The organism is Streptomyces sp. cg40 (genome assembly GCF_050320165.1).
Taxonomy (GTDB): domain Bacteria; phylum Actinomycetota; class Actinomycetes; order Streptomycetales; family Streptomycetaceae; genus Streptomyces; species Streptomyces hokutonensis.
The window spans coordinates 3,714,637-3,739,910 of sequence record NZ_CP190128.1; the positions used below are offsets into that span (position 1 = coordinate 3,714,637).

At 69.1% G+C, this 25,274-nt stretch carries 26 protein-coding genes and 1 pseudogene; 11 read left to right on the top strand and 16 right to left on the bottom strand.

The window, feature by feature from the left end; genetic code table 11:
• Positions 1 to 55 precede the first annotated feature (55 nt).
• A complete protein-coding gene (locus ACQHII_RS16130; RefSeq protein ID WP_427919968.1) occupies positions 56 to 622 on the bottom strand; it encodes a TetR/AcrR family transcriptional regulator in 567 nt (188 codons plus the stop codon).
• Positions 623 to 715: 93 nt separating this feature from the next.
• On the opposite strand from ACQHII_RS16130, the gene ACQHII_RS16135 reads away from it, so the two are divergent.
• The 5 genes from ACQHII_RS16135 to ACQHII_RS16155 all read left to right on the top strand — a co-directional run bounded on the left by ACQHII_RS16135 (position 716) and on the right by ACQHII_RS16155 (position 6,273).
• Entirely contained in the window at positions 716 to 2,080 is a 1,365-nt protein-coding gene (locus ACQHII_RS16135; protein WP_427919969.1) for an MDR family MFS transporter, read from the top strand.
• A 9-nt stretch (positions 2,081 to 2,089) separates the two neighbouring features.
• On the top strand, positions 2,090 to 3,061 hold the full coding sequence (locus tag ACQHII_RS16140; RefSeq protein ID WP_427919970.1) for an ABC transporter ATP-binding protein: 972 nt from the start codon (positions 2,090 to 2,092) through the stop codon (positions 3,059 to 3,061).
• 1 nt (position 3,062) lies between these two features.
• Positions 3,063 to 3,833: an ABC transporter permease gene (locus tag ACQHII_RS16145; protein ID WP_427919971.1), complete on the top strand. Its 771-nt coding sequence runs from the start codon at positions 3,063 to 3,065 to the stop codon at positions 3,831 to 3,833.
• A 311-nt stretch (positions 3,834 to 4,144) separates the two neighbouring features.
• Positions 4,145 to 5,404: an ABC transporter ATP-binding protein gene (locus ACQHII_RS16150; protein WP_427919972.1), complete on the top strand. Its 1,260-nt coding sequence runs from the start codon at positions 4,145 to 4,147 to the stop codon at positions 5,402 to 5,404.
• Positions 5,401 to 6,273, top strand: a complete 873-nt coding sequence (locus tag ACQHII_RS16155; protein ID WP_427919973.1) for an ABC transporter permease — start codon at positions 5,401 to 5,403, stop codon at positions 6,271 to 6,273. The genes ACQHII_RS16150 and ACQHII_RS16155 overlap by 4 nt, the downstream gene beginning before the upstream one ends.
• 13 nt (positions 6,274 to 6,286) lie before the next feature.
• Here ACQHII_RS16155 and ACQHII_RS16160 read toward each other — a convergent pair whose 3' ends face one another.
• The gene (locus ACQHII_RS16160; RefSeq protein ID WP_427919974.1) at positions 6,287 to 6,619 is read right to left on the bottom strand and encodes an ATP/GTP-binding protein; all 333 of its coding nucleotides are present in this window, start codon (positions 6,617 to 6,619) and stop codon (positions 6,287 to 6,289) included.
• 221 nt (positions 6,620 to 6,840) lie between these two features.
• Between ACQHII_RS16160 and ACQHII_RS16165 the strand changes: the two genes are divergently transcribed.
• Positions 6,841 to 7,869: an LLM class flavin-dependent oxidoreductase gene (locus ACQHII_RS16165; protein ID WP_427919975.1), complete on the top strand. Its 1,029-nt coding sequence runs from the start codon at positions 6,841 to 6,843 to the stop codon at positions 7,867 to 7,869.
• 79 nt (positions 7,870 to 7,948) lie between these two features.
• On the opposite strand, the gene ACQHII_RS16170 is transcribed toward ACQHII_RS16165, so the two are convergent.
• Positions 7,949 to 8,341: an SCO5389 family protein gene (locus tag ACQHII_RS16170; RefSeq protein ID WP_019060740.1), complete on the bottom strand. Its 393-nt coding sequence runs from the start codon at positions 8,339 to 8,341 to the stop codon at positions 7,949 to 7,951.
• 253 nt (positions 8,342 to 8,594) lie between these two features.
• Here ACQHII_RS16170 and nucS point away from each other — a divergent pair, with 253 nt between their 5' ends.
• Positions 8,595 to 9,266 (top strand): endonuclease NucS, encoded by a 672-nt coding sequence (gene nucS, locus ACQHII_RS16175; RefSeq protein ID WP_427919976.1) that lies wholly within the window; start codon positions 8,595 to 8,597, stop codon positions 9,264 to 9,266.
• A 75-nt stretch (positions 9,267 to 9,341) separates the two neighbouring features.
• Here the strand turns inward: nucS and ACQHII_RS16180 are convergent, their stop codons facing one another.
• The 3 genes from ACQHII_RS16180 to ACQHII_RS16190 all read right to left on the bottom strand — a co-directional run bounded on the left by ACQHII_RS16180 (position 9,342) and on the right by ACQHII_RS16190 (position 13,449).
• A complete protein-coding gene (locus ACQHII_RS16180; RefSeq protein ID WP_427919977.1) occupies positions 9,342 to 11,837 on the bottom strand; it encodes an ATP-binding protein in 2,496 nt (831 codons plus the stop codon).
• A 294-nt stretch (positions 11,838 to 12,131) separates the two neighbouring features.
• Entirely contained in the window at positions 12,132 to 12,455 is a 324-nt protein-coding gene (locus ACQHII_RS16185; RefSeq protein WP_093629151.1) for an STAS domain-containing protein, read from the bottom strand.
• 145 nt (positions 12,456 to 12,600) lie between these two features.
• Positions 12,601 to 13,449 (bottom strand): 3-hydroxyacyl-CoA dehydrogenase family protein, encoded by an 849-nt coding sequence (locus ACQHII_RS16190; RefSeq protein WP_427919978.1) that lies wholly within the window; start codon positions 13,447 to 13,449, stop codon positions 12,601 to 12,603.
• 194 nt (positions 13,450 to 13,643) lie between these two features.
• On the opposite strand from ACQHII_RS16190, the gene ACQHII_RS16195 reads away from it, so the two are divergent.
• From ACQHII_RS16195 to ACQHII_RS16210, 4 genes and pseudogenes are all read left to right on the top strand, one after another.
• Positions 13,644 to 14,216 carry a cob(I)yrinic acid a,c-diamide adenosyltransferase gene (locus ACQHII_RS16195; RefSeq protein WP_427919979.1) on the top strand — a complete coding sequence of 191 codons (573 nt, stop codon included), beginning with the start codon at positions 13,644 to 13,646 and terminating at the stop codon, positions 14,214 to 14,216.
• An 86-nt stretch (positions 14,217 to 14,302) separates the two neighbouring features.
• Positions 14,303 to 14,470: pseudogene (locus ACQHII_RS16200) on the top strand (LuxR C-terminal-related transcriptional regulator); the annotation flags it as partial.
• Positions 14,471 to 14,596: 126 nt separating this feature from the next.
• Positions 14,597 to 16,423, top strand: a complete 1,827-nt coding sequence (locus ACQHII_RS16205) for a glycosyl hydrolase family 18 protein (RefSeq protein ID WP_427919980.1) — start codon at positions 14,597 to 14,599, stop codon at positions 16,421 to 16,423.
• A 230-nt stretch (positions 16,424 to 16,653) separates the two neighbouring features.
• Positions 16,654 to 16,863: a hypothetical protein gene (locus tag ACQHII_RS16210; protein ID WP_427919981.1), complete on the top strand. Its 210-nt coding sequence runs from the start codon at positions 16,654 to 16,656 to the stop codon at positions 16,861 to 16,863.
• Here ACQHII_RS16210 and ACQHII_RS16215 read toward each other — a convergent pair.
• The 10 genes from ACQHII_RS16215 to ACQHII_RS16260 form a co-directional block, all read right to left on the bottom strand.
• The gene (locus ACQHII_RS16215) at positions 16,850 to 17,296 is read right to left on the bottom strand and encodes a DUF2550 domain-containing protein (protein ID WP_200711002.1); all 447 of its coding nucleotides are present in this window, start codon (positions 17,294 to 17,296) and stop codon (positions 16,850 to 16,852) included. The two genes, ACQHII_RS16210 and ACQHII_RS16215, sit on opposite strands and share 14 nt — an antisense overlap.
• 140 nt (positions 17,297 to 17,436) lie before the next feature.
• On the bottom strand, positions 17,437 to 17,811 hold the full coding sequence (locus ACQHII_RS16220; RefSeq protein ID WP_019073171.1) for a F0F1 ATP synthase subunit epsilon: 375 nt from the start codon (positions 17,809 to 17,811) through the stop codon (positions 17,437 to 17,439).
• A gap of 110 nt (positions 17,812 to 17,921) precedes the next feature.
• Complete coding sequence (gene atpD, locus ACQHII_RS16225; protein WP_427919982.1) at positions 17,922 to 19,358, bottom strand: F0F1 ATP synthase subunit beta; 1,437 nt, start codon at positions 19,356 to 19,358, stop codon at positions 17,922 to 17,924.
• Positions 19,358 to 20,275 (bottom strand): F0F1 ATP synthase subunit gamma, encoded by a 918-nt coding sequence (locus ACQHII_RS16230; protein ID WP_427919983.1) that lies wholly within the window; start codon positions 20,273 to 20,275, stop codon positions 19,358 to 19,360. Before ACQHII_RS16230 ends, atpD begins: the two co-directional genes overlap by 1 nt.
• 21 nt (positions 20,276 to 20,296) lie before the next feature.
• Positions 20,297 to 21,886 carry a F0F1 ATP synthase subunit alpha gene (gene atpA, locus ACQHII_RS16235; protein ID WP_359602179.1) on the bottom strand — a complete coding sequence of 530 codons (1,590 nt, stop codon included), beginning with the start codon at positions 21,884 to 21,886 and terminating at the stop codon, positions 20,297 to 20,299.
• A 130-nt stretch (positions 21,887 to 22,016) separates the two neighbouring features.
• A complete protein-coding gene (locus tag ACQHII_RS16240; RefSeq protein ID WP_427925325.1) occupies positions 22,017 to 22,832 on the bottom strand; it encodes a F0F1 ATP synthase subunit delta in 816 nt (271 codons plus the stop codon).
• Between the two features lie 2 nt (positions 22,833 to 22,834).
• On the bottom strand, positions 22,835 to 23,377 hold the full coding sequence (locus ACQHII_RS16245) for a F0F1 ATP synthase subunit B (RefSeq protein ID WP_427919984.1): 543 nt from the start codon (positions 23,375 to 23,377) through the stop codon (positions 22,835 to 22,837).
• A 43-nt stretch (positions 23,378 to 23,420) separates the two neighbouring features.
• Positions 23,421 to 23,657 (bottom strand): ATP synthase subunit C, encoded by a 237-nt coding sequence (locus tag ACQHII_RS16250; RefSeq protein ID WP_043683105.1) that lies wholly within the window; start codon positions 23,655 to 23,657, stop codon positions 23,421 to 23,423.
• 75 nt (positions 23,658 to 23,732) lie between these two features.
• Positions 23,733 to 24,569 (bottom strand): F0F1 ATP synthase subunit A, encoded by an 837-nt coding sequence (gene atpB / locus ACQHII_RS16255; protein ID WP_200711013.1) that lies wholly within the window; start codon positions 24,567 to 24,569, stop codon positions 23,733 to 23,735.
• A gap of 210 nt (positions 24,570 to 24,779) precedes the next feature.
• Positions 24,780 to 25,193 carry a hypothetical protein gene (locus ACQHII_RS16260; protein WP_381242762.1) on the bottom strand — a complete coding sequence of 138 codons (414 nt, stop codon included), beginning with the start codon at positions 25,191 to 25,193 and terminating at the stop codon, positions 24,780 to 24,782.
• Positions 25,194 to 25,274: the final 81 nt, after the last annotated feature.

A 25,274-nucleotide genomic window follows, 5' to 3' on the forward strand; every position in this document is an offset into this window, starting at 1 on the left:
ACGCGGTAGTTCTTGCGTACGGCTGAGGCCCGCATTCCCTCCGGGGGTGCGGGCCTCAGCCGTGTCCGCGCAGCAGCGGCAGGTAGACGTCGTCGACGATCTCGACGAGCGTGGCGTCGGTGACCGGTTCGTGCGAGACGACCATCTCGTAGCGCAGCAGGTCCGCGGGAACGGTGACGGCCCGCCGGGGAAGGTCGGCGGTAGGGATCTCGCCGCGCTTCGCGGCCCGCCGAAGCAGCGTCAGCAGGATGTCGTGCATGATGCCGAAGACCTTCGGGTCCAGGTCGGTCGCTTCCGCGAGCAGGCCCCGGAGGACGTCCGAGCCCAGTTGCCGCTGCCGCTCGATCATCAGCCGCAGCAGGGCCAGCAGGTCGGCACGGAGTTCCCCGGTGTCGGGGACCTGGTCGACGATGAAGCCGGTGCGGTGCGGCAGGGCGGCCTTGACGAGTTCGGCGCGGTTGGCCCAGCGCCGGTAGAGGACCTGCTTACCGGTACGGGCGCGGGCCGCGACGCCCTCCATGGTGAGCCGGCTGTAGCCGACCTCGGCCAGCTCCTCCCACACCGCGTCCAGGATGTCGGCCTCCAGCGCGGCCCCACGCCGCCGCGTCTGCTCTCCGGTCATCGCCGACACCTTTCATTAGGAGACCTTGCGTCTCTTACAAGGCCACCCTATCCTGCCCATTAGAGACGCAGCGTCTCCAAAGGGGGTACCGCCATGTCCACCACAACCGTCACCTCATCTCAACGCCTCGACCCCGCCGTCCGCAAACTCGCCGGCATCCTCGTCCTGGGCGCGCTGGCCCCGCTCCTCGACAGCACGATCGTCTCCATGGCCCTGCACACCCTGGGCCACGACCTGGGCGCGTCGACGGCGAGCCTGCAATGGGTCAGCACCGCCTACCTCCTCGCCCTCGCCACGGTCGTCCCGGTCTCCGGCTGGGCGGTCGAGCGCTACGACTCCCGCCACGTCTGGCTCGGCGCGCTCACCCTCTTCCTCGCCGGATCCGTCCTCTGCGGCCTCGCCTGGAACATCGGCTCGCTGATCGCTTTCCGGGTCCTCCAGGGCATAGGCGGCGGACTGCTCCTGCCCGTCCTCCAGACCCTGGTGATGCGCGCCGCCGGAGGCCGCTCCCTCGGCCGCCTGATGACCGCGATCACCCTGCCCGTCGTGGTCGTACCGATCCTCGGCCCGGTCCTCGGCGGCCTGATCGTCGGCCACCTCAGCTGGCGCTGGATCTTCTACGTCAACGTGCCCGTCTGCCTCCTGGCCCTCGCCCTGGCCTGGCGCGGCGTCCCGAAGGACACCCCCCGCCCCGGCCACCACCTGGACCTGACCGGCCTCCTGCTCCTCTCCCCCGGCCTCGCCGCCCTCGTCTACGGCCTGTCCGAGACCGGCACGGCCCGCACGATCGCGATCCCGGCCGGCGCCGTACTGACAGCCCTGTTCACCCTCCACGCACTCCATGCCCGCGACCCCCTCGTAGACCTCCGCCTCTTCAAGGACCGCGCGTTCGCCGTCTCCTCCCTCCTGACGTTCATGAACGGGCTCACCCTCTTCGGCGGCATGTTCCTGCTCCCCCTCTACTACCAACAGGTGCGCGGCGAGGGCGTGATCGCGGCCGGGCTGCTGCTGGCGCCACAGGGCCTCGGCAGTCTGCTGGCCCGGGTCACCGGCCCGCTCACCGACCGCATCGGGCCCCGCCCGGTCGTCGTGTCGGGCATGCTCCTCTGCGCTCTCGGCACCCTCCCCTTCCTCCTCCCGCACCCCGGCGCCGCGCTGCTCGCCGGGGCCCTGGTGGTACGCGGGTTCGGGATGAGCGCGGCCAACATGGCCGTCATGGTGGGCGCCTACCAGGGCCTCGACCGCGCCCGCATCCCGCACGCCAGCACCAGTACCCGGATCGTGCAGCAGCTTGGCGGCGGCGTCGGCACCGCGGTACTGGCGACGATCCTCGCGCACGGCCACGGCACCACCGCCTTCCCCCACACCTTCGCCTGGGCGACGGCGTTCACCGTTGTTGCCTGCGCCGTCGGACTCTGTTTGCCCGTCCGGGTGGCATCAGCCCAACAGCGGTCCTAACGTGGCCGCATGATCGAGCTCGAGGGGCTGACCAAGCGGTACGGCGACAAGGTGGCGGTGAACAACCTCACGTTCGCCGTCCGGCCCGGAATCGTCACGGGCTTCCTCGGCCCGAACGGCGCCGGCAAGTCGACGACGATGCGCATGATGCTCGGCCTCGACCGGCCGACCGCAGGTGACGTACGCATCGACGGCCAGCACTACGACCAGCTCAAGGACCCGCTGAAGTACATCGGCGCCCTCCTGGACGCCAAGGCCATGCACGGCGGACGCAGCGCCTTCAACCACCTGCTGTGCCTGGCACAGAGCAACGGCATCCCGAACAGCAGGGTGCACGAGGTCCTCGACACCGTCGGACTCACAGCCGTCGCGAAGAAGAAGGCCAAGGGATTCTCCCTCGGCATGGGCCAGCGGCTCGGCATCGCGGGCGCGCTCCTCGGCGATCCCCGCATCCTCATGTTCGACGAACCGGTCAACGGCCTCGACCCCGAGGGCATCCACTGGATCCGCAACCTGATGAAGTCCCTTGCCGCGCAAGGCCGTACCGTCTTCGTCTCCTCGCACCTGATGAGCGAGATGGCACTGACGGCCGATCACCTCGTGGTCATCGGCCAGGGCCGCCTCCTCGCGGACACCTCCATGGCCGACTTCATCCAGCAGAACTCGCGGTCCTACGTCCGGATCCGCACCCCGCACCGCGAACGGCTGCTCGACGTGCTGCACCAGGCAGGGGTCACCGTCGTCGAATCCGGCAACGGAACCCTTGAGGTGGACGGCGGCAAGTCCGAGCAGATCGGTGAGCTGGCCGCGCAGCACCAGCTCGTGCTGCACGAGCTGAGTCCCCAACAGGCCTCCCTGGAGGAGGCGTTCATGCAGTTGACCGCGGAGTCGGTGGAGTACCACGCGCATTCCGATACACCACTCCCCGTCGCACCTGCCGCGCAACAGCAGGGCTGGGGCGACGGCTGGAAGAAGGACTGACATGGCGGCGACCCAGGTCATCCGGTCGGAGTGGACGAAGATCCGCTCCGTGGCATCGACAATCTGGACACTGTCCCTCGCGCTGGTGGTGACGATCGGGCTGGGCATGCTGATCTCGGCGCTGTCGAAGAACCAGTTCGACGACATGAGCGAGAAGGACAAACTCTCCTTCGACCCGACCTTCATCAGCTTCGCCGGGATGAGCCTCGGACAGCTGGCGATGATCGTGTTCGGAGTGCTCGTCGTCTCGAACGAATACAGCACCGGCATGATCCGCACATCCCTAGCGGCGGTCCCGCAGCGCGGCACCTTCCTGTTCGGCAAGATCGCGGTGGCCACCGGTCTCTGCCTCGTCGTCGGCCTGGTGACCAGCTTCGTCACGTTCTTCCTGGGCCAGGCGATGCTCGGCTCCCACAGGGCGGAGATCGGCGACTCCGGCGTACTGCGCGCGGTGATCGGCGGCGGCCTCTACATGACCCTGATCGCGATGTTCTCCATGGGCGTCGCCTCGATGCTCCGCTCCCCGATGCTGTCCCTCGGCATCCTGATGCCCTTCTTCTTCCTGATCTCCAACATCCTCGGCAACGTCTCCGCCACGAAGAAGATCGGCCAGTACCTCCCCGACCAGGCCGGCAGCAAGATCATGCAGGTCGTCACCCCGGTCGACGACTCCGCACCGTACGGCCCCTGGGGCGGCTTCGGCATCATGGCCCTGTGGGTGGCCGCGGCACTGATCGGCGCATACGTCCTGCTGAAGCGACGGGACGCGTAGTACTGGGCCCCGCACCCGCCGACGGACGCGAGCGGGTCGTGGCGGTACGGCGAGCCCGCCGCTTAGCTGGTCCCAACGCCGCCCACTCCTGAACCGACAGAGGGGCGCAACCCGCGGCGGGCTCGTCGTACCGCCACGACCCCGACACCCCCACCGGCCCGTGTCGGGACAAAACGCCGGGCACCGCCACGCCCCCATCCAAGGCCACGGCTTTACTTTCTCTTGAGCGGAACCGTCAGCGCCCCGATATCCTCCTAACCCTTACGGGGGCGTGTGCCCTGCTGTCCTGATCCTTTCGATGGGTGCGGAGCATGATCGAGGCTGTCGGCCTGACCAAGCGCTACGGCGACAAGACCGCCGTGTACAACCTTTCCTTCCAGGTGCGGCCCGGTGCCGTCACCGGCTTCCTCGGACCCAACGGCTCGGGCAAGTCGACGACGATGCGCATGATCCTCGGCCTGGACAACCCCACGTCGGGACAGGTGACGATCGGCGGCTTCCCCTACCGCAAGCTGCCCAACGCCCCCCGCCAGGTCGGCGCCCTGCTCGACGCCAAGGCCGTGCACGGCGGCCGCAGCGCCCGCAGCCACCTGCTGAGCCTGGCCCAGCTCTCGGGCATCCCGGCCCGGCGCGTGGACGAGGTGCTCGGGGTCGTGGGCCTCCAGGACGTGGCGAGAAAGCGCTCCAAGGGCTTCTCCCTCGGCATGGGCCAGCGGCTCGGCATCGCCGCCGCGCTGCTCGGCGACCCGCAGGTGCTGCTCTTCGACGAGCCGGTCAACGGTCTCGACCCCGAGGGCATCCTCTGGGTGCGGAACCTGATGAAGGCGCTCGCGGCGGAGGGCCGTACCGTCTTCGTCTCCTCGCACCTGATGAGCGAGATGGCGCTGACGGCGGACCACCTGATCGTGATCGGGCGCGGACAGCTGCTCTCGGACATGAGCGTCCGGGACTTCATCTCGGCCAACTCCGCCGACTTCGCGCGCGTACGCACTCCGGACACCGAACCACAGCTCCGCGAGAAGCTGACCTCCGCGCTGACCGAGGCGGGCGGCCACGTACTGCCCGAGCAGGACGGCGGCCTGCGCGTGACCGGACTGCCACTCCCCCGCATCAGCGACATCGCCCACGACACGGACGTACGGCTCTGGGAGCTGTCCCCGCATCAGGCCTCGCTGGAGGAGGCGTACATGCGGATGACGCAGGGCGCCGTCGACTACCGCTCGACGATCGACCAGAAGGCCGGTCTGATGCAGCCGCTTCCGCCGGGCGCGCAGCCGCCGATGCCGGTGCCCGGCCAGGGCCAGCCGGGCTGGTACGCGCCGCCGCCCCCGGCGCAGGGCGGCCAGCCGTTCGCGATGGGCCAGCCGAATCCTTACGGCGCCGCCCCGAACCCCTACGCCGCTCCTGCGGCGCCCGCCGCGGCCGCACCGGGCCCGTACACGCCTCCGACCCCGCCGGCCCCGCAGACGCCGCCACAGCCGCCCCAGGACGCACCTCCGGCCGCGGACGCCCAGCCCTCGGCCACCCCCGCCTCCACGCCCGACCTGACCAAGCCCGAGGACGCCCGATGAGTACGCCCCAGCTCCCGATGCCCCCGGCAGCCGCGCCCAACTGGCAGGCGGCGAACGGTCCTTCGTACGGCGGCTACACCTCGCCGATCCCCGTGGTGCGCACGCATCTCGGGCACGCGCTGGCCTCCGAGTGGACGAAGATCAAGTCGGTCCGCTCGACGATCTGGACGCTCGGGGTGTTCATCGTCCTCGTGCTCGGCATCGGACTGCTCGCCGCGGTCGTGGTCAGCAACTCCTCGTCCGAGATGAACGGCGAGAACCCGCTCTCCCTCGGCTTCTTCGGACTGCTGCTCGGCCTCATGTGCATCATCACGCTCGGCGTGCTGACCACGGCCTCCGAGTACGGCACCGGCATGATCCGCACGACGATGACGGCGTGCCCGAGCCGGGCGCGCGTGCTCGCGGCGAAGGCCATCGTGTTCTTCGCGGTCGCCTTCGTGGTGACGCTGGTGACGACGTCGTTCATCGCCTTCGTGGACGCCTCGCTGCTGAAGGACAACGGCGCGAAGGACCCGTCCGCCGGCGAGTGGCTGAAGGGGACCCTCGGGGTCTCCCTCTACGTCGCGCTGCTCGGGCTGCTCTCGCTGATCGTCGGCTCGATCATCCGGCACTCGGCGGGCGCGATCACCATCATGATCGGCGCCGTGCTCGCCCCGCTGGTCGTCGCGCTGTTCATGTTCGCGCAGTCCCTGGAGAACGTACGGCAGGCGCTGTTCGAGTACTCGATCCCGAACCAGCTGAGCGTCTTCTACTCCAACTCCCTCAGCGAATCCGGCCCTTCGGGCTGGGACCCGCTGTGGATCATCCTGGGGGTGACGGCCGTCGCGTTCGCGGGCGCCGTCGCGCTGCTGGAGAAGCGGGACGTGTGAGCAGGAACACCTTCTAGAACTTCGGCGCGTTCCTGGACCGCTGCACCCGTGTGGTGCGGCGGTCCTTCGCGTTCCAGCACGCCTTGTGCCAGTGCCGCCGGTCGTCCACACCCGCGCGCTCCGGCCAGGCCACCACGTGCGGGACACCGGAGGGAATCTGCTGGTCGCAGCCGGGGCAGCGGTACGTCTTGCCCTCCGCGCTGGCCCCGGCGACATGGCGCACGCTCCACTCCTCGCCCTGCCAGTGCTCCGTGGACTGCCAGCCGCCGTAGCGGCCCGAGCGGTCCTCGTCGGCACTGGGGCCGGAGGAACCGGACTCCTTGGGTCGGTTGCGACGCGGGGACACAGAACACCTCACGGGGCTATACAGGAGGCACGGGCTGTGTCCAGCCTACGTGCCCCGCACAGGGGTACGCGAAGGGCATCAACCCGCACAAGTCCCCCTCAGGGCCGCACATTCTGCAGACAATCCGCAAATCTCTCCGCCAGGCCGTGTCCTAGGCACGTGTCGGGCGGTTATGCCCGGTGGGGGAGCTCCGTGTCGGAGCCGAGGAAGCAGGAAGAACCATGCGCGTCGGAAGTTTTGTGTTGGCGGCCCAGTTCCCGGGTCAGGGCCAGGGGGAGGCCCTGCACCGTGCGGTCCGCTCGGTGGAGGTCGCCGAGGAAGCCGGTCTCGACACGGCCTGGCTGGCCGAGCACCACTTCGTGCCCTACGGCACCTGCCCGTCCGCGGTCACCCTGGCCGCGTTACTGCTGGGCCGCACCCGGCGTATCCGCGTCGGCACCGCGGTCAGCGTGCTGCCCACCGTGCACCCGGTCGCCCTCGGCGAGCAGGCCGCGCTGCTGCATGTGACGAGCGGGGGCCGCTTCTCGCTGGGCGTGGGGCGCGGCGGGCCGTGGGTCGACCTGGAGGTGTTCGGCGCGGGCCTCGCCGCGTACGAACGCGGGTTCCCGGAATCACTGGATCTGTTGATGAGCTGGCTTCGCGAACCGTCGGTCGCGGGCACCGGTGACCGCTACGCGTTCCGTGAAGTCCCGGTCGTACCAAGGCCGTCGGAGGCGCTGTCGGACGCGCCGGGCCCCGAGGTCGTCGTCGCCTGCACCTCGCCCGCGAGCGTGCGGCTGGCGGCCGAGCGGGGCCTGCCGATGCTGCTCGGCATGCATGTCGGGGACGAGGAGAAGGCCGAGATGATCGCCCTGTGGCGGCAGTTGGCGCGGGCGGCCGGGCGGCCGGCGGAGGAGATCCGGGACGCGGCCCATGTGTCGGCCGGGGTCTGCCAGATCGCGGACAAGCGGGCCGACGCGGTGGAGGCGCTCGTGAAGGCGATGCCGGGCTGGCTGAAGCAGGGGCTGGACGCCCATGTGACGGTGGACGACCGGGAGCGCTCGATGCGCGACCCGCTGGCGTACACCGAACTCCTCTGCGGACTGCACCCGGTGGGCACCCCGCGGCTGTGCGTGGACCGGCTCGCGGCGACCTCGGAGCGGACCGGCATCTCCCGCTTCGCGCTGCTCGTCGAGGGCTCCGGGGACCTGGCGTCGACCGAGGAGAACGTACGGCGGCTGGGTGCCGAGGTGCTCCCGCACCTCGGCTGAGCAACGTGCGGGGAGCTTGCCGCCCCAGTACAGAAAGCACCTCCCGCGTACGGAGCGGCAAGCAATGCGCATCGCCTCGTCAGCAGTCCCTGAACTCCGGGGACTGGTTGAGCAGTTGGCTGCGCACCGAGGTGAAGCGAGCCAGCGTCTCGTCGACCGAGCCGTCCAACGGGAACACCGCCACCCGGTGGCAGTTCTGGAAGGCCAGCCGCACACCGAAGTGCCGCTGCAGCGCGCCGCGTATCGCGTCACTCGCGAGCGCACGCAGCAACTGACCGCGTGCCTGCTCGTCCGGCGGCGGCGTCTGGTTGTCGGCGAACGCACCGCCGTCGACCTTCAGCTGAGCCACCAGGGAGCTGATCATCTCCCATGCGTAAGGCAGGGAGGTCCGGACGCAGTCGACGAATTCCGCTTCGTCGACCTCGCCTCGCTCGGCCTTTTCGAGTAGGGCCGGTGAGACGTCGAGCGACATGGGTTCTCCTCTCGCACCCCCAACCAGCGGGGGTTGCCGGACAGATAAGGGAGTCCGCGATTACGAACACGCTGCGTACACGCCTCGCGACCTCCCGTTTATACGGTAGGCAACGGAAGGTGGCGGCACCAGGAGAATGCGTACATAGGGAACTCTCAATGGGCCCACAATCGGCCATTAATGAACAAGGGGCGTCAGGGGTCTTCCAGGGCGAATCGCGTGCACCCACGCCCGTCGAGTAGCGTTGCCGACCATGCGTCTCGTCATTGCCCGGTGTTCCGTGGACTACGCGGGCCGGCTCACCGCCCACCTCCCCTCCGCCCCCCGTCTGATCCTGGTGAAGGCGGACGGCAGCGTCTCGATCCACGCGGACGACCGGGCCTACAAGCCCCTCAACTGGATGTCGCCGCCCTGCACGCTGAAGGAGGGTTCCGGGGACGACGACGGCGTCTGGACCGTCATCAACAAGGCGGGCGAGAAGCTCATCATCACGATGGAGGAGATCCTCCACGACTCCTCGCACGAACTCGGCGTGGACCCCGGCCTGATCAAGGACGGCGTGGAAGCGCACCTCCAGGAGTTGCTGGCCGACCGCATCGAGACCCTCGGCGACGGCTACACGCTCATCCGCCGCGAGTACATGACGGCCATCGGACCGGTCGACATCCTGTGCCGGGACGCCGAGGGCCAGACCGTCGCGATCGAGATCAAGCGGCGCGGCGAGATCGACGGCGTGGAGCAACTCACGCGCTATCTGGAGCTGTTGAACCGCGATCCGCATCTCGCCCCGGTGCGTGGCATCTTCGCCGCCCAGGAGATCAAACCGCAGGCCCGCGTCCTCGCCACCGACCGCGGCATCGGCTGTGCGGTCCTGGACTACGACGCCCTGCGCGGCATCGAGGACGACAAGCTCCGCCTGTTCTGACCGACACCGATCTCACTACGCCGAAAAGGGCCGGTTCCGATCATCGGAGCCGGCCCTTCAGCGTTGCACGGAGGGTCAGATCACGGTGCCCGAGGCGATGCTGCTCGCGGGGGCGGCGGAACTGGTCGTGTCGACGGGGGCGCTGGAGGAGGCGATGCCGCTCGCCGAGGTTCCCGTGGACGGGGCGGTGGACGTGTCCGTCGGAGTGGGTGACGTGGTGTCCGTCGGAGGCGCCGACGTGGTGGGCGGCGCGGTGGTCGGATCCGTGGGCCTGGTCGTGGTCGGGCTCGTCGACGGCGGCTTGGTGGTCGGGGACTTGGACGGTGTCGGCGACTTCGTCCCGCTCGGCTTGTCCGAAGGCGTGCCGCTGTTCGACGGCGGTGTCGGGTCGTCCGAGGTGCCGTAGGTCCCGTCGGGGCCGGGGTTGGTCGGGCTGCTGCTGGCCGTGCCGTTGTCGCCCTTCTTCGCCGGGTCGGCGCCGAGGCTGTCGTCGGAGCTGCCCTGGCTGGCCGACGGGTTGACGCCGACCTTGTCGGACGGGTTGTCGGCGTTGTTGTTGGACGTGGCGCCGAGCGTCACGACGGTGCCGAGGACGGCGGCGAGCAGCGCGCCCGCACCGGCCGCGACGAGGTTGCGCCGGGCGTAGCCGCGCAGGCCGCCGCGCGCCTTGTTGTGGGGCGTGGGGCTGCCGCCGGACGGGGCCTGGTGGGCGACGAGGGTGTAGGTGTCGCCCGGGGGCTGGAGCGGCGGGAAGGGCGTCGGGGTGCCGCCGGGCGGCGAGGCGGACTCCTCGTAGCGGGCGTCGGGCACTTCCTCGCCGGCCGCGGCGCCGAGGCCGATGGTGATGCCGGAGCGGTCGGCGACCAGGGCGAGGGCGCGCCGGCCCGCGACGGTGCCGCGCTTGTCGGCGACGGAGTCGCGCAGGCCGATGGAGGACTCCAGTTCGGCCCGGGCCAGGTCGAGGTCGCCCTCGCAGAGCGCGAGGACGCCCAACTCGTGCTGGAAGTAGGCCTGTTCGCTCGCGTTGCCGGCGAGCTGGGCGGCCTCGGCGCCGGAGCGCAGCGCGCGTTCCCAGGCGCTCCAGTGGAGTCCGGCGGCGAACGCGGGGGCGGCCGTACGGGCGAGTTCCACGGTGGCGCTCTCCTCGCCCTCGCCGGGCGGGGTCGTCGCCGGTACGAGGACGGTGAGGGCGGCGAGCAGCGCGTCCGCCTCGGCGCACACCCGCCCGGGGGTGACCGAGGGGTGTCCGGCCCACCAGGAGTAGTGCAGCCCGGCGATGAGGGCACTGGCCCCGGTCTCCTCGCCGTATCCGGCGGCCTCCAGCTGGGTCTGGACGCCGGAGGCGAGCCGGTAGCGGCCGCCGACCGGGGAGACCAGTCCGCAGGCCGCGAGTTCGCCGAGGGCGGCGTCCGCGTGGGTGTCGCCGACGAGTGCGGGCAGATGGGCCTGGTGCGGCACCTCGCCGCCGAGCGCGACGGCGAAGCGCAGTGTGGCGCGGGCCGAGTCGCTGAGCCGGGAGGCGAGCAGCGGGGCGGGCGCGGCGGCCTCGCCGAGGGACGGCAGCGGTACGGCGTCGTCCTCGTCGCCGTCGAGGGGCGTGATGGGGGGCGCGTCGGCCGGGATCATGTCCTGGAAGACGCCGAACTCCTCCACCACGCTGGTGCCGACGCGCAGTTCGTCGCGCTGCCGGAGCAGGGCGCCGGCCTGGACGAAGCGCAGGGGCAGGCCCTCGGACTCGAAGTAGAGGTCGCCCGCCCAGTTCGCCTCCTCCTCGGTGAGGACGCGGCCCACTGCGTGCTCCAGGACCTCCACGGCGCCGGCCCGCTGGAGGCCGCCGAGGAAGACCTCCTCGATGACGGAGTCGGCGGCCGGTGCGGGGATGTCGGGGGTCGCGGCGACCAGGAAGGCGCACTCGGGGGTCGCGTCGAGGAGTTCCTCCAGGGCGCCGCCGCCGAACTCGATGTCGTCGAGGACGACGACCGCGCCGATCTCCCGCACCAGGGTGAGCAGTTCGTCCCGGGCGGGCCGGTGCAGGGGTGCGTCGTAGACGGCGTAGAAGAGGTCGTGGAGGAGGTCGGTGGCGGTGCGGTGGAAGCCGGTGAGGCGGATCACGCCGTCGGGGGCGAGGTCGAGGCAGTCCTCGGCGACGAGGTCGAGGAGGCTGCTGCGGCCCGAACCCGAGGGGCCGGTGAGGCGTACGGAACGGCCGCGGGCGAGCAGCCGTACGAGCCGCTCGCGCTCCTCCTGGCGTTCCAGGAGCGGGAGTGCGGGCCGGTTCAGGCCGGGCGGGGCGGGCGGTTTGGCCGCGCGGGCGGTCTCGGCGCGCTCGGCGGCGGTGAGCCTGGCGGGCCGGCCGGGCCGCTGTCCGGGCGGGCAGGCCTCGATCTCGCTGCCGTCGACGGGGTTGACGGTGAGCAGGAAGTCACCGGTGACCAGCTGCACGGTGCGGGCGAGCGCGGGTGTGTGCTGGCCGAAGTCGGGTGTGAGGGGTTCCCGCGGCGGGCGCTGGCGCGACGACGTGTCGTCGCCGTCCTGGCCGTACTCCTCGGGTTCCCGGTTGATCGGGTCCATAGGTCCAAGCCCCCCAAAAGCGTCGTGTGCGGGTCGACAGGACCCAGGCCCCTCCCGGCCTTGCTGCACACCGCGCTGTCGCTTCTGGTCCGGGCCCGCTCGAAGGGTTGTCACACAGCGGGCGACCGAACCCTAAACCTTCGCACAGTATCTACGACAGCCCGGGGTACCGCGCCGTCCGAGACGTCACAGTCTCATGAGGATTGTGCGCGTCGGGTGTTTCGCGGGCGTCCGACCGGGCCTCTTAAAAAAAGTGTGTCACTTTCGGTGGAAGTGACACACTTTCAAAACTGGTCACACCCGGGGCAGGCACTCCGCCCCGATGCCGCCCTCGATCGCGAGGATGCGGTGCAGCCGGGTGGCCACGAGCAGGCGCTGCATCTGCGGCGGTACACCGCGCAGCACCAGGCGCCGGCCGCAGCGGCCGGCCCGTCGATGGGCTCCCATGATGACGCCGAGGCCGGTGGCGTCCCAGGAGTCGAGCTCGGACAGGTCGAGCACCAGGTCGCCGACTCCGTCGTCGACGGCCGAGTGCAGGACCGTACGGGCGTCCGCCGCGCTGCGGACGTCGAGGCGGCCCCCGACGACCAGCTCGACGTGGTCGCCCCTGATGTACATATGCGCTCCCCGTGAGTGCGGTGGCGTACTCCGTGATGTGGGTGATGCAACCTCTGACTGTGTGAAGTGCCGGGAGGTTGCCGTCTGTGAGCGAACCGATACCGAATTCACCCCTGCGTGTGATGCCGCAGGGGCGTGTGCGGTTTCAGTGCTTGTAGAAGCCCTGCCCGCTCTTGCGGCCGATGTCACCGGCGTCCACCATTCGGCGCATCAGCTCCGGCGGGGCGAACTTCTCGTCCTGTGACTCGGTGTAGATGTTGCTCGTCGCGTGCAGCAGGATGTCGACGCCGGTGAGGTCCGCGGTGGCCAGCGGGCCCATCGCGTGACCGAAGCCCAGCTTGCAGGCGAGGTCGATGTCCTCGGCGGTGGCGACGCCCGACTCGTACAGCTTCGCCGCCTCGACGACGAGCGCCGAGATGAGACGGGTCGTCACGAAGCCGGCCACGTCACGGTTGACGACGATGCAGGTCTTGCCGACGGATTCGGCGAACTCCCGCGCGGTGGCGAGGGTTTCGTCGCTCGTCTTGTAGCCGCGGACGAGTTCGCACAGCTGCATCATCGGCACCGGCGAGAAGAAGTGCGTGCCCACGACGCGCTCCGGACGCTCCGTCACGGCCGCGATCTTCGTGATCGGGATGGCGGAGGTGTTGGACGCGAGGACGGCGTCCTCCCGGGCGATCTTGTCGAGCGCCCGGAAGATCTCGTGCTTGACTTCGAGCTTCTCGAAGACGGCCTCGACGACGATGTCCGCGTCGCCGACCGCGTCGAGATCGGTGGTCGCCGTGATCCGCCCCAGGGCCGCGTCGGCGTCGTGCGCCTCCAGCTTCCCCTTGCTCACGAACTTGTCGTACGAGGCCTTGATGCCGTCGGTGCCACGCTTCAGGGCCTCGTCGGTGACATCGCGCAGGACGACGTCCCAGCCCGCCTGCGCGGAGACCTGGGCGATACCGGAACCCATGAGTCCGGCGCCGATGACGGCAAGCTTCCGTGCCACTGTGCGACTCCCCTTTGAAACGCTTACAGCGTGTATCCGTATGCCTCTCGGCGGACACTAGCGAAGTGACGGCGCTGTGTGACCGGTTAGTAACGCGCGTCACGTCTCATCTGACGGACATCACACCGGCGCGGGTCATTCGACCGCCCGTACGGCGTAGTTGAGCGCCGACCGACCCTGACTACGCTGGCCGCATGGTCAATCTGACGCGCATCTACACCAGGACCGGCGACCAGGGCACGACCGCCCTCGGCGACATGAGCCGGGTCGCCAAGACGGACGTCCGGATCTCGGCGTACGCCGACGCCAACGAAGCGAACGCGGCGATCGGCACCGCCGTCGCCCTCGGCAACCTCGACGAGGACATCGTCAAGGTCCTCACCCGCGTCCAGAACGACCTCTTCGACGTCGGCGCCGACCTCTCCACCCCCGTGGTCGAGAAGCCCGAGTACCCACCCCTCCGGGTCGAGCAGTTCTACATCGACAAACTGGAGGCGGACTGCGACCGCTTCAACGACCGCCTGGAAAAACTCCGCTCCTTCATCCTCCCCGGCGGCACCCCTGGCGCGGCCCTCCTGCACCAGGCCTGCACGGTCGTCCGCCGCGCCGAACGCTCGACCTGGGCGGCCCTTGAGGTCCACGCCGAGGTGATGAACCCCCTGACGGCGACCTACCTCAACCGCCTGTCGGACCTCCTGTTCATCCTGGCCCGCACGGCCAACAAGGGGGCGGGGGACGTGTTGTGGGTACCCGGCGGGGAGCGCTGAACCACGCGAACCCACCGCCGCCCCGACCCCCGACGGCCTCGGCGCCCTGCGCGCAGGTGCCGCCGGCTTCCAGCTCAAGAACGAGGCCCGCACCCCGCCCGGGGACCGACCCGGCCGTCCTCGACGCGGGGGTCGCGGACCGGCTCGACACGGCCGAGGCGACAGCGAAGACGCACGTCAGGCGGTTGTCGGCGAAGCCGGGGCTGCGCAGCCGGGTCCAAGCGGCCGTACTGGCGCAGGAGTTGGGGGTTTAGCACACCGGAGCCGAAGTGGTCCAGACCTATTGACCCGTGGTCCAGACCTTTCTATTCTCACGGCACCGTGGACGCGAAGGCTCAGTCGCGTCCCAGCACCCCCGACACCCCTGAGGAGGCGCTCCCATGCGCTTCAGAACCAGAGCAGTTGCCGGGTTCGCGACCCTGCTGCTTCCGCTCGCCGCTCTCGTCGGTCTGGCGGCCCCCGCCGAGGCCGCCTCGACCGCGACCGCGACGTTCACCAAGACCAGCGACTGGGGCACCGGCTTCGGCGGTCAGTGGACCGTCAAGAACACCGGTACCAGCGCGATCAGTTCATGGACGGTCGAGTGGGACTTCCCCTCCGGCACCTCCGTCACCTCGGCCTGGGACGCGGACGTCACCAACTCCGGCAACCACTGGACCGCGAAGAACAAGTCCTACAACGGCACGATCGCCGCCGGCGCCTCCGTCTCCTTCGGCTTCAACGGAGCCGGCTCCGGCACCCCCTCCAACTGCCTGCTGAACGGCGGCAGTTGTGACGGCGGCACCACGGTCCCCGGTGACGCGGCCCCCTCCGCGCCCGGCACCCCCACCGCCTCCGGGATCACCGACACCTCGGTGAACCTCTCCTGGTCGGCCGCCACCGACGACAAGGGCATCAAGAACTACGACGTCCTGCGCGACGGCACCAAGGTCGCCACGGTCACGACCACGTCGTACACGAACAGCGGCCTGACCGCCGGCACCGACTACTCGTACACCGTGCAGGCCCGCGACACCGCCGACCAGACAGGACCGGTCAGCGGCGCGGTCGCCGTGCACACCACGGGCGGTACGACCACTCCCCCGACCACCGGCTCCAAGGTCAAGCTCGGCTACTTCACCGAGTGGGGCATCTACGGCCGCAACTACCAGGTCAAGAACCTGGTGACGTCCGGCTCGGCGGCGAAGATCACGCACATCAACTACGCCTTCGGCAATGTGACGAACGGCCAGTGCGCGATCGGTGACGCCTACGCCGACTACCAGAAGACGTTCACCGCGGACACCTCGGTCAGCGGCGTCGCCGACACCTGGGACCAGCCGCTGGCGGGCAACTTCAACCAGCTGCGCGAGCTGAAGGCCAAGTACCCGAACATCAAGATCCTGTGGTCCTTCGGCGGCTGGACCTGGTCCGGCGGCTTCGCGCAGGCGGCGGCCAACCCGACCGCGTTCGCGAACTCCTGCTACAACCTGGTCGAGGACCCGCGCTGGGCCGATGTCTTCGACGGCATCGACATCGACTGGGAGTACCCGAACGCCTGCGGTCTGTCCTGCGACACCAGCGGCTCGGCGGCCTTCAAGAACCTGATGTCCGCGCTGCGCGCCAAGTTCGGCTCCAGCAACCTGGTCACCGCGGCCACCACGGCCGACGGCTCCGCCGGCGGCAAGATCGACGCCACCGACTACGCGGGCGCCTCCCAGTACGTCAACTGGTACAACGTGATGTCGTACGACTTCTTCGGCGCCTGGGCCACCACCGGACCGACCGCCCCGCACTCCCCGCTCACCTCGTACGCGGGCATCCCGACCGCCGGCTTCGACACGGCGGACGCGATGGCCAAGTTCAAGGCGCAGGGCGTCCCGGCGAGCAAGCTGCTGATCGGCATCGGCTTCTACGGCAGAGGCTGGACCGGCGTCACCCAGGACGCGCCGGGCGGCACGGCCACGGGAGCGGCGACCGGCACCTATGAACAGGGCATCGAGGACTACAAGGTCCTCAAGACGTCCTGCCCGGTCACCGGCACCGTCGCGGGCACCGCGTACGCCCACTGCGGCACCAACTGGTGGTCCTACGACACCCCGAGCACCATCGCCGGAAAGATGACCTGGGCCAAGAACCAGGGTCTCGGCGGCGCGTTCTTCTGGGAGTTCAGCGGTGACACCAGCAACGGAGAGCTGGTGAGCGCCATCAACAGCGGGCTGAGCTGATCCCCACGCTGCTCAGTACGCCGCCGCGGGCAGACCTCTCCGGTCTGTCCGCGGCGCGTTGCGTGGAGCCCGCCGCGAAAGGCGCGTTGCGCGCGGCACGCGCCCCCGGCGTGCACCCCGGAGGGCCCTTCGGCCCTGGGCGGAGGCCGGTTGGCGCCGGTAGGAAGCCGCTGACCTGGGGCATCTTGGTCCTACGACAGCAAACGCAACACCGCACCACGGGGGAAACCATGAAGCGCAGGACCACCACGTCCCGCACCAGCAAGAGGCCCATCCACTCCTGGGCCGCACCGGCCGGCGCCCTCGCCTCGGCGATCGCCGCCGCTCTCGTGTCCGCCTGTCCGGTGGACGTCACCGTGACACTCGGCTCCCCGCCCCACGCGGTGGTCGTCAGTCAGGCCGACGTACCCAACCCGGTGTGCGAGATCAGGCCACGTTGACGCGCTGGCCTGGCGGGGCTGCTTCGAGCCACGCGAGAAAACCGGTCAACGCGTCCTCGCTCATGGCCAGTTCGAGCCGCGTGCCCCGGTGCAGACAGGTCAGGACGATCGCGTCGGAGAGCAGCGCCAGCTCCTCCTCGCCCTCGGGGAGGCGGCGGCCGGCCACCTCGATCGCCGAGCGTTCCAGGGTGCGGCGCGGGCGGTAGGCGTAGGAGAAGACGCGGTACCACTCGATGCGGTCGCCGTTGTAGCGGGCGACGCCGTAGCTCCAGCCCTTGCCGTTGGTGTCGGGTTTCTCGGGGACGTCCCAGCGGAGCGAACAGTCGAAGGTGCCGCCGGAGCGCTGGATGAGTCTGCGGCGCAGGCCGAAGACGAAGAGCCCCACCACCACAAGGGCGACAACAATTCCGCACACAGTCAGAGCGAGGACCATCGACACCGACCTCCTCGTCTCCTAGGCAAAACAGGTAACGGAACGGAAAAAACACCCACATTCGCCTCAGCCGCGGCTGGGTCCGGATTCCTCCGGTCCCAGCCGCGGCTGAGTCACGTCATCGCGTGGTGCGCCAGGTTTCAGTTGGTCGCCGCCGCACGCAGCCGGACGTCCGCGGCGCGCTCGGCGGAGGCATCGCCCGCCGCCTTCGCCTGCTCCAGCTCGCGCTCCACGCGCTGGACGTCGATCTCGTCCGACAGCTCGGCGATCTCGGCGAGCAGCGACAGCTTGTTGTCCGCGAACGAGATGAAACCGCCGTGCACCGCGGCGACGACCGTTCCACCATCGCTCGTACGAATGGTCACCGGGCCCGACTCCAGCACACCGAGCAGCGGCTGGTGACCGGGCATGACGCCGATGTCGCCGGACGTGGTGCGCGCGACGACCAGGGTGGCCTCGCCGGACCAGACCTGGCGGTCCGCGGCGACGAGCTCGACATGCAGCTCAGCAGCCAAGGTGGGCTCCTCGGGTCACCACCCGGCGGTCGTGCCGGGTGTGGGTTTGATTCTAGTGGGCGTGAAAGAGGGGGTGGGACACGCCCCACCCCCTCAGGTGAAGCACGGGGTCAGGAGACGCCCAGCTCCTTCGCGTTGGCCTTCAGGTCCTCGATACCGCCGCAGAGGAAGAACGCCTGCTCCGGGAAGTGGTCGTACTCGCCGTCGATGATCGCGTTGAACGCGGTGATCGACTCGTCCAGCGGGACGTCCGACCCGTCGACGCCGGTGAACTGCTTGGCGACGTGGGTGTTCTGGGACAGGAAGCGCTCGACGCGACGGGCACGGTGGACGGTGAGCTTGTCCTCCTCGCCCAGCTCGTCGATACCGAGGATCGCGATGATGTCCTGGAGGTCCTTGTACTTCTGGAGGACCGTCTTGACGCGCATCGCGGTGTTGTAGTGGTCCGCCGCGATGTAGCGGGGGTCCAGGATCCGGGACGTGGAGTCCAGCGGGTCCACGGCCGGGTAGATGCCCTTCTCGGAGATCGGACGGGAGAGAACCGTCGTCGCGTCGAGGTGGGCGAAGGTGGTGGCCGGGGCCGGGTCGGTCAGGTCGTCCGCGGGGACGTAGATCGCCTGCATCGAGGTGATCGAGTGACCGCGGGTCGAGGTGATGCGCTCCTGGAGGAGACCCATCTCGTCGGCCAGGTTCGGCTGGTAGCCCACCGCGGAGGGCATACGGCCGAGCAGGGTCGAGACCTCGGAACCGGCCTGCGTGAAGCGGAAGATGTTGTCGATGAAGAACAGCACGTCCTGGTTCTGCACATCGCGGAAGTACTCCGCCATGGTCAGACCGGCCAGGGCCACGCGCAGACGGGTGCCCGGGGGCTCGTCCATCTGGCCGAAGACAAGGGCCGTCTTGTCGATGACGCCCGAGTCGGCCATCTCCTCGATGAGGTCGTTGCCCTCACGGGTGCGCTCGCCGACACCGGCGAACACGGAGACACCGTCGTGGTTGTTGGCGACGCGGTAGATCATCTCCTGGATGAGCACCGTCTTGCCGACGCCGGCACCGCCGAACAGGCCGATCTTGCCGCCCTTGACGTACGGGGTCAGCAGGTCGATGACCTTGACGCCGGTCTCGAACATCTCGGTCTTCGACTCGAGCTCGTCGAAGCGCGGGGCCTTGCGGTGGATGGACCAGCGCTCGCCCTCGTACTTCTCCTCACTGTTCAGCACCTCACCGAGGGTGTTGAACACCTTGCCCTTGGTGAAGTCGCCGACCGGGACGGTGATGCCGTCGCCGGTGTCGGTGACCGGGGCCTGACGGACCAGACCGTCGGTGGGCTGCATCGAGATGGTGCGGACCAGGCCGTCACCCAGGTGCTGGGCGACCTCCAGGGTCAGCGTCTTCTTGGCGCCGTCCAGGGCCGGGTCGGCCACCTCGACGTGCAGAGCGTTGTAGATCTCCGGCATCGCGTCGACGGGGAACTCCACGTCGACGACCGGGCCGATGACCCGGGCGACGCGGCCCGTGGCAACGGCCGTCTCAACTGTCGTCGTCATTACTTGTCACTCCCCGCGGTCGCGTCGGCCAGGGCTGCGGAGCCACCGACGATCTCGCTGATTTCCTGGGTGATTTCGGCCTGGCGGGCCGCGTTGGCAAGACGGGAGAGCGTGGTGATCAGGTCTCCCGCGTTGTCGGTCGCCGACTTCATCGCGCGGCGCGTGGCGGCGTGCTTGGAGGCGGCCGACTGGAGCAGCGCGTTGTAGATACGGCTCTCGACGTACCGCGGCAGGAGAGCGTCCAGGACGTCCTCCGCCGACGGCTCGAAGTCGTACAGCGGAAGGATCTCGCCCTGGGGGGCAGCCTCCTCCGCGACCTCTTCGAGGCTGAGGGGCAGCAGCCGGCTGTCGACCGGCGTCTGCGTCATCATCGAGACGAACTCGGTGTAGACGATGTGGAGTTCGTCCACGCCGCCCTCCGCCGTGTCCTTCTCGATGGCCTCGATGAGCGGACCCGCGACCTTCTTCGCGTCCGCGTAGGTGGGCTCGTCGGTGAAGCCGGTCCACTGCTCCGAGATCTTGCGCTCACGGAAGTTGTAGTGGGCGACACCGCGGCGGCCGACGATGTACGTGTCGACCTCCTTGCCCTCGGCCACGAGACGCGCGGTCAGCTGCTCCGCGGCCTTGATGGCGTTGGAGTTGAAGGCGCCGGCCAGACCGCGGTCGCTCGTGAGGAGCAGCACAGCGGAACGGGTCGGCGTCTCGGCCTCGGTGGTCAGCGGGTGCCTGGTGTTCGAACCCGTACCGACCGCCGTGACCGCGCGCGTCAGTTCCTTCGCGTACGGCGTCGAGGCCTGCACCTTGCGGTGCGCCTTGACGACGCGCGAGGCGGCGATCATCTCCATCGCCTTGGTGATCTTCTTGGTCGCGGTGACGGATCGGATGCGACGCTTGTAGACCCGGAGCTGGGCTCCCATGAGTCAGGTCCCTTCCTTACGTCACTTGGCCGCGGCCGGGGCGTCCTCGCCGAGGAGCTTGCCGTCCGAGGTCTCGAACTGCTTCTTGAACTCGGCGATCGCGTCCGCGGCGGCGGTGAGGGTGTCGTCCGACATCTTGCCGCCCTCCTTGATGGAGGTCATGAGGCCCTGCTCCTTGCGGTGCAGGTACTCCAGGAGCTCCTTCTCGAAGCGGCGGATGTCCTCGACCGGTACGTCGTCCATCTTGCCGGTGGTCGCGGACCACACGGAGACGACCTGGTCCTCGGTGGGCATCGGCTGGTACTGCGGCTGCTTGAGCAGCTCGACCAGACGCTGGCCGCGCTCCAGCTGGGCCTTCGACGCGGCGTCCAGGTCGGAACCGAAGGCGGCGAACGCCTCCAGCTCGCGGTACTGGGCGAGGTCGAGGCGCAGTCGGCCGGAGACCTGCTTCATCGCCTTGTGCTGCGCGCTGCCGCCGACTCGGGAGACGGAGATACCGACGTTCAGCGCGGGGCGCTGACCGGCGTTGAAGAGGTCCGACTCCAGGAAGCACTGGCCGTCGGTGATGGAGATGACGTTGGTCGGGATGAACGCCGAGACGTCGTTGGCCTTCGTCTCGACGATCGGCAGACCGGTCATCGAGCCCTTGCCCATCTCGTCCGAGAGCTTCGCGCAGCGCTCCAGCAGACGGGAGTGCAGGTAGAAGACGTCACCCGGGTAGGCCTCGCGGCCCGGCGGACGGCGCAGCAGCAGGGACACGGCGCGGTACGCGTCGGCCTGCTTCGAGAGGTCGTCGAAGATGATGAGGACGTGCTTGCCGTCGTACATCCAGTGCTGGCCGATGGCCGAACCGGTGTACGGCGCCAGGTACTTGAAGCCGGCCGGGTCGGACGCCGGGGCGGCGACGATGGTCGTGTACTCCAGCGCGCCGGCCTCTTCGAGCGCACCACGCACGGAGGCGATGGTGGAGCCCTTCTGACCGATGGCGACATAGATGCAGCGGACCTGCTTGTTCACGTCGCCCGAGCGCCAGTTGTCGCGCTGGTTGATGATCGTGTCGACGGCCAGGGCGGTCTTGCCGGTCTGGCGGTCGCCGATGATCAGCTGACGCTGGCCGCGGCCGATCGGGGTCATCGCGTCGACGGCCTTGTAGCCGGTCTCCATCGGCTCGTGCACCGACTTGCGGACCATGACGCCCGGGGCCTGAAGCTCCAGCGCGCGGCGGCCGGTGGTCTCGATCTCGCCGAGGCCGTCGATCGGGTTGCCGAGCGGGTCGACGACACGGCCGAGGTAGCCCTCGCCGACGGCGACGGACAGGACCTCTCCGGTGCGGGTGACCGGCTGGCCCTCCTCGACACCGCTGAACTCGCCGAGGATGACGGTACCGATCTCACGCTCTTCGAGGTTGAGCGCGAGACCGAGGGTGCCGTCCTCGAACTTCAGCAGTTCGTTGGCCATGGCCGAGGGCAGGCCCTCGACCTTCGCGATGCCGTCGCCGGCAAGGGTGACCGTACCGACCTCCTCGCGCGAGGCCGCGTCCGGCTTGTACGACTGGACGAAGTTCTCCAGCGCGTCCCGGATCTCCTCCGGCCGGATCGTGAGCTCCGCCATCTGGGTTCCCTGCTCTCCTTGTTGGGCCCGAAGTTTCACTTGGGGGGATGGGGGGACTCCCCCCTGAACGAGGTGAATCCTCTGCACGGCCCAACTCGGGCCGCCTTACTACGTCTTTGTTGTGGTGGTGCTAGCTCGCCATACGGCGGGTGGCGTCATCGAGGCGGTCCGCGATGGAGCCGTTGATGATCTCGTCGCCGACCTGCACCCGGATACCGCCGAGGACCTCGGGGTCCACGTCGATGTTCAGGTGCATCTGACGGCCGTAGAGCTTCGCGAGGGCGGCGCCCAGGCGCTGCTTCTGCGGGTCGCTCAGCGGGACCGCCGTGGTGACGACGGCGACCAGGCGACTGCGGCGCTCGGCGGCGAGCTTGGACAGGGACTCGAGTCCCGCTTCCAGGCTACGTCCCCGGGGCGCGGTCACAAGGCGCGTCACCAGTCGTTCCGTGGCCGGCTTGGCCCGGCCGCCGAGCAGGCTGCTCAGCAGCTCGCTCTTGGCCGCGGTGCCCGCCGCGCGGTTGGTCAGCGCGGCACGCAGCCCGGTGTCCGAGGCGACGATCCGGCCGAACCGGAACACCTCGTCCTCGACGTCGTCGAGCTGGCCCGACTGCTGGGCGGCGGTGAGGTCGGCGGTGGCCGCCAGTTCCTCCAGCGCGTCCACCAGGTCGCGGGACTGCGACCAGCGGGAGCGCACCATGCCGGACAGCAGGTCGAGGGCGGCGCCGCCGACCTGACCGCCGAGCAGGCGCTCGGCAAGCTGGGCCTTGGCCTCGCCGTCCTGCGCCGGGTCGGTGAGGACCCGACGCAACGACACCTCACGGCCGAGCAGCGCGGTGACGGCGGCCAGTTCGTCGGCGAGCTGCGTCGCGTTCACGGACGTGGAGTCCGTCAGCGCGTCGAGACGCTCACGTGCGGCGGCCAGGGCCTCGCGGCTCGCTCCGTGCATAGTCATCGAGCCGCCTCGGCCTTCTCCTCGAGTTCATCGAGGAAACGGTCGATGACGCGGCTCTGCCGGGCGTGGTCCTCGAGGGACTCGCCGACGAGCTTGCCGGCCAGGTCGGTGGCGAGCTTGCCGACGTCCTGGCGCAGCGACTGCGAAGCGGCCTTGCGGTCTGCCTCGATCTGCGTGTGACCGGCGGCGACGATCTCCTCGCGCTGCCGCTGGCCTTCCGCGCGCATCTCGGCGATGAGCGTGGCGCCCTGCTCCTGTGCCTCCTGGCGCAGGCGCGCGGCCTCGTGCCGGGCCTCGGCGAGCTGAGCCTTGTACTGCTCAAGCACGCTCTGGGCCTCGGTCTGGGCGGCCTCGGCCTTCTCGATACCGCCCTCGATGGCCTCGCGGCGCTCGTCCAGAACCTTGTTGATGTTCGGGAGGAGCTTCTTGGCGAGGAAGCCGAAGACGATGACGAAGGCGATCAGGCCGATGACGAGCTCGGGGATCGGCGGGACGAGAGGGTTCTCCTTCTCGGCCGCCAGAATGAGCAGCTGGCTCATGTCAGTGCCTTTCGTCTAGTGGGCTGTCGCTGATCGCGGTCGATCAGGTGCCGTAGACGAACGGCATGACCAGACCGATGAGGGCAAGGGCCTCACAGAAGGCGAAGCCGAGGATCTGGTTGGCGCGGATCAGGCCGGCAGCTTCGGGCTGACGGGCAAGAGCCTGGGTGCCGTTGCCGAAGATGATGCCGACGCCGACGCCGGGACCGATGGCGGCGAGGCCGTAGCCGATGGAGCCGAGCGAACCGGAGACGGCAGCGAGGGTCTCAGTGGCAGCCATGCTGATTCTTCCTTATCTGTACGGACCGGCGGGGGTTGGCCACCGGACGCTTAAGGGGGTTCTGGAGGACGGTGCTCAGTGGTGCTCGGCGAGCGCGCCCTGGATGAAGGTGCAGGTCAGCAGCACGAAGACATACGCCTGCAGAGCCTGGATGAAGAGCTCGAAGGCCGTCATCACGATGACCATGACGAACGAGACACCCGCGTAGGCGATGCCGATGCCGTTGAGCAGGTACCAGCTGGCGATCGTGAAGAGCAGCAGCAGGGTGTGGCCCGCGAACATGTTCGCGAAGAGTCGCACGGCGTGCGTGAACGGCCGGACGATCAGGTTCGAGAGGAGCTCGATGCCCATCGCCAGCGGGAGGACCGCGCCGAGCGACTTGTCGTAGCCGGAGAAGTTCTTGAAGGCGCCGACGAATCCGTGCCTCTTGAACGTCAGCGAGACCCAGGTGATGTAGACGATCGCCGCGAGGACGATCGGGTACGCGATGATCGAGGTCACCGGGAACTGGGCGACCGGAACGATCGACCAGAGGTTCATCATCCAGATGAAGAAGAAGAGCGAGACGACCAGCGGTACGTACTTCTCGCCTTCCTTCTTTCCGATGGTCTCGTAGACGACACCGCGGCGGATGAAGTCGTAACCGGTCTCGGCGACCATCTGCAGCTTGCCGGGGACGACCTTCGGCTTGCGGAAGGCGGCCCAGAAGAAGCCGACAACGATGACCGAGCCGATCAGCGCCAGCAGCATCGGCTTGTTGAAGTACACGTTGCTGTCGCCGTCCCCCAGAAGGGGCTTGAACAGGAACGAGTGCAGGCCGGGAGCCGGGAAGCCACAGCCGTCGAAGATGTGGCAGTCGGTCTCGAAGGCGAGCACCTGCGTCGGGTCAGCACTCACCGCGGGCTCCTTCAGCGTGGCGCATAGGTACGGCAACCTCGTTGTGTCGGCGCGGCGCGCAGCCGCGGTTCGGCACTGGACTGGTGTAACGGATGTGGGGGCGGCAGTGGGGCATCGAGCCTCGCGATTGAGCAGGCGTCAGCTCAGATGCCCGCGCCCGCGATGCCGCAGTTGGCACCGGACGATAGCAGGGTCGCTTACGTGCTCTTATCCCGGCCCTACCTCTCACGACGAGTGCCCCGACTTCTCGGGCTCGACGTAGAGGATCTTGGCCTTCATGTGGGCACGGGTCTGCGCGGCGGTCCAGACGATGGTTCCGGCGAGCAGCGTGAACGCGAAGGCCTTGGGATTGAACAGCGTGGTGTGCTTGAACGCGGCGAGGAAAATGAACAACAGCAGAATCTGCGCCGCGAAGAGCATGAGGCCCATCGCCTGGAACAGGTGCGGAAGCGATTTGGCGGTGCGCTGCAGAACGTAGAGCCCGATTCCCATGAAGAGGATCACGATCAGCGTCCCAACGGCTGCCCCAATAGCTCCTTCACCGCCGGCGACCACACCACTGACGACGGCGGCAATCGCGCCGACGGCAGCTGTGGGCACAGCGGCCTGAAGGAGAATCCGGGCGTCATTGGACGGCATGGCGGCAACTCCGCTTGCTAAGGGGGGCGTGTCGTCATGGACGAGCGTAGTCCCGGGATGAGAGAGAACCTCACGCCAATG